This is a genomic window from Pseudomonas sp. JV245A, from assembly GCF_032424515.1.
Lineage (GTDB): Bacteria > Pseudomonadota > Gammaproteobacteria > Pseudomonadales > Pseudomonadaceae > Aquipseudomonas > Aquipseudomonas protegens.
The window spans coordinates 1-3018 of record NZ_VYKE01000302.1 but is presented as its reverse complement, the minus strand read 5'-3'; the positions used below and the strand labels follow the sequence as shown (position 1 = coordinate 3018).

General features: G+C 69.2%; 3 protein-coding genes and 1 pseudogene. All 4 read right to left on the bottom strand.

All coding sequences use genetic code 11. From position 1 onward, the window contains the following. Positions 1 to 274, bottom strand: a pseudogene (locus tag F6S12_RS30895) (MFS transporter); the annotation flags it as partial. Positions 275 to 277: 3 nt separating this feature from the next. Continuing rightward, a complete protein-coding gene (locus F6S12_RS30890) occupies positions 278 to 1096 on the bottom strand; it encodes an ABC transporter ATP-binding protein (protein ID WP_011061782.1) in 819 nt (272 codons plus the stop codon). Between the two features lie 8 nt (positions 1097 to 1104). Beyond that, positions 1105 to 2172, bottom strand: a complete 1068-nt coding sequence (locus F6S12_RS30885; protein WP_077934363.1) for a FecCD family ABC transporter permease — start codon at positions 2170 to 2172, stop codon at positions 1105 to 1107. Then, positions 2169 to 3018, bottom strand: an 850-nt coding sequence (locus F6S12_RS30880; protein WP_315869777.1) for an ABC transporter substrate-binding protein, incomplete at its 5' end; no start/stop codon positions are given. The genes F6S12_RS30885 and F6S12_RS30880, both read right to left, overlap by 4 nt.

Sequence of the window (3018 nt, the reverse complement as noted above, 5' to 3'; positions counted from 1 at the left end):
CCAGCAGCAGGATGCGCCGCCGACCGAGGCGATCGCTGGCCCGGCCCCAGGGGCGGGCCAGGAGCATCCAGATCACCCCGGAGACGGTCACCGCCATCCCCGCCTGCCAGGTGGCCAGGCCGAGAATCCGCGCAATGGGGCCGATCAGCGAAACGAACGCCATCATCGCCATGGTGCAGGCCAGGTTGGCCACCAGCAGCGGGCGCAGGTCGAAGGCCGGGGCGGCCTGGGGCGTGTCCAGGGTGTCGAGGGGCAGCTGTTGAGCGTTGGTCATGGTTTATCCCAGGGCTGAGTGAGAGGGCAGGCGGCCGTCGACCATCACCAGCGGTCGACCGCGTACCTGTTCCAGGCTGGCGTCGACGCCGTAGACGTCGCGCAGCAGTTGTGGGTTGATCACCTCCAGGGCCGGCCCGGCGGCGGCCAGGCGGCCATGGTGCAGCACCACCACCTGCTGGCTGAAACCCAGGGCCAGGTTGATGTCGTGGACCACCACCAGGGTGATCAACTGGCGCTCGCGGGTGGCCCGGGTGATGGCTTCCACTACCTGGCACTGGTGGTACAGGTCCAGGGCGCTGGTGGGTTCGTCCAGCAGCAGCACCCGGGGCTGGCGCACCAGGGCCTGGGCCAGGCCCACCAGTTGGCGCTGGCCACCGGAGAGGGCGTCGATCGGGCGGTCGGCCAGGGCGGTGAGGTCCAGGTCCTGCAGCACTTGTTCGACCCCGTGCAACACCGCCGCGCTGGGCCGGCCAGGGGCGAAACCGCCAGTGCGATGCCCGGCCATGGCAGCGCTGAGCACTGCTTCGAAGGCGCACAGGCGGGTACGTTCCGGCAGGCTCTGGGGCAGGTAGACGATGTGCTGCGCCCGTTCCACCTGGGGCAGGCGGTTGAGGTCGACGCCGTCCAGCAGTACCTGGCCCGAGGTCTTGTGCAACCCGGCGATGCCCCGCAGCAGGGTCGACTTGCCCGCCGCGTTGGGGCCGATCAGCGCGGTCACGCTGCCCCCGGCCAGGGGCGGCAGGGCCACGTCGCACAGCACCTGGCGGTTGCCGTAGTGCATGTTCAGGCCGGCGGTGCACAGGCCGGCGTTGGAGGACACAAGCGGCTTCACAGGACACCTCGACGGTTGCGCATGACGATGGCCATGAAGAAGGGAATGCCCACCAGGGCGGTGACGATACCCACCGGAATCAGCACCCCGGGGATCAGCGCCTTGCTGGCGATGGAGGCCATGGACAGGATCAGCCCGCCGCTGAGCACGCTGGCCGGCAGGAACAGCCGATGGTCTTCGCCCACCAGCAGGCGGGCGATGTGCGGGGCGATCAGGCCGATAAAGCCGATGGTGCCGACAAAGGACACCGCCAGGGCCGACAGCAGGCTGATGCGCAGCAGCGACAGCAGGCGCAGGCGGCCAACGTCGATGCCGAAGCTGCGGGCCCGTTCCTCGCCCAGGGTCAGGGCGGTCAGGGCCCAGCTCTGGCGCAGGGAGAAGGGCAGGCACAGCAACAGCGCCAGGGCCAGTACCGCGAGCTTTTCCCAGGAGGCCCGGGCCAGGCTGCCCAGGGTCCAGAACACCAGTTGCTGCAGGCTGTCCTGGGTGGCGACGAATTGCAGCAGCGCCACCAGGGCGTTGAAGGCGAACACCAGGGCGATGCCGAACAGCACCAGGCTTTCCACGCCGAAGCCACGCCAGCGTGCCAGCAGGTACAGCAAGGCCACTGAGGCCAGGGCGAAGAGGAAGGCGTTGGCCGAGATCAGGTACTGCGCCGGCACCCCGGGAAGGCCCAGGCCGAGGACGATGGCCAGGGCTGCACCGAACGCCGCGGCGGCGGATACACCGAGGGTGAAGGGGCTGGCCAGGGGGTTATCGAGCACGGTCTGCATCTCGGCGCCGGCCAGGGCCAGGGCGGCCCCCACCAGCACCGCCATCAGCGCGTAGGGCAGGCGCACGTTCCACACGATCACCGCTTCCACCCGGGGCATCGAGCCCGGGTTCCAGAGCACCTGCAGCAGGCGCGAGAGGCTCATCCCGGAAGGTCCGGTGGTGATGTCCAGGGCCAGGGACAGCAGCAGGGCCAGGGCCAGCCCGCCCAACAGCAGCACTCGGCGCCCGTGGCGTCGCTGGTAATGGCCGGCGGCAAGGTTGTCCGCCACGTCGGTGGCAGCCTGGGTCATGGTTTCAGGCTCGTGGCGAACACGCCGCTGGCGGGAATCGGCATGAAGCGCTGGTACAGCTCGCGGCGGGTCTGGTCCGGGTCCAGGTCCTTGAACAGCTCCGGGTGCAGCCACTTGGCCAGGGCCTGGACCGCGATCAGGTGTTCCGGCGAGTCATAGAAGATGTGCCACAAGCCGTGCACATTGCCTTCGCGCACCGCCCGCAGTTCATTCAGCGGCGGGCGGTTGGCGGCCTGGCGCAGGCTGTCCCGGGCCTGTTGCAAGGTGGCGGAATAACCCAGGGTCACGCCGCCCTGGCCGGCGGCAAAGACCCCGGTGGCCACGTAAACGTCCGGGTCGCTGGAGAGAATGTACTCCACGTTGAGCACACCAATGGGCCCGGGTATGCGCCCGTCGGCAATGTTGCGCCCGCCCGCCAGCTTGATCATCTCGCCGAAGTTGCCGGTGCCTGGCGAGCCGCAGCAGTCCTGCAGCCCGGCGAGCATGTCGATGAAGATCTTCGGCTGCTTGACGGTACCGGCCTTGGCCAGGGTCTGGGTGACCTTGGCCAGGGACTGTTGATAGAAGGCAATGAATTCCTCGGCCCGCTGCTCACGGCCCAGGGCCTGGCCCAGCAGGCGCATGCTGGGCACGGTGTTGCTCAGGGGATGGTCGCTGAAGTCGACGAAGATCACCGCCACCCCGGCGGCCTCCAGCTGTTTCACCGCCTCGCTGTCGGGGCTCGGCCCATGGCCGCCGCTCAGGGCCATGATCGCCAGGTCCGGGTGCACCGCCAGGGCCTTTTCGACGCTGAAGGTCTCGGCCGAGGTGCCGCCCACCAGCGGCACCTTGTCGGCCTGGGGGAAG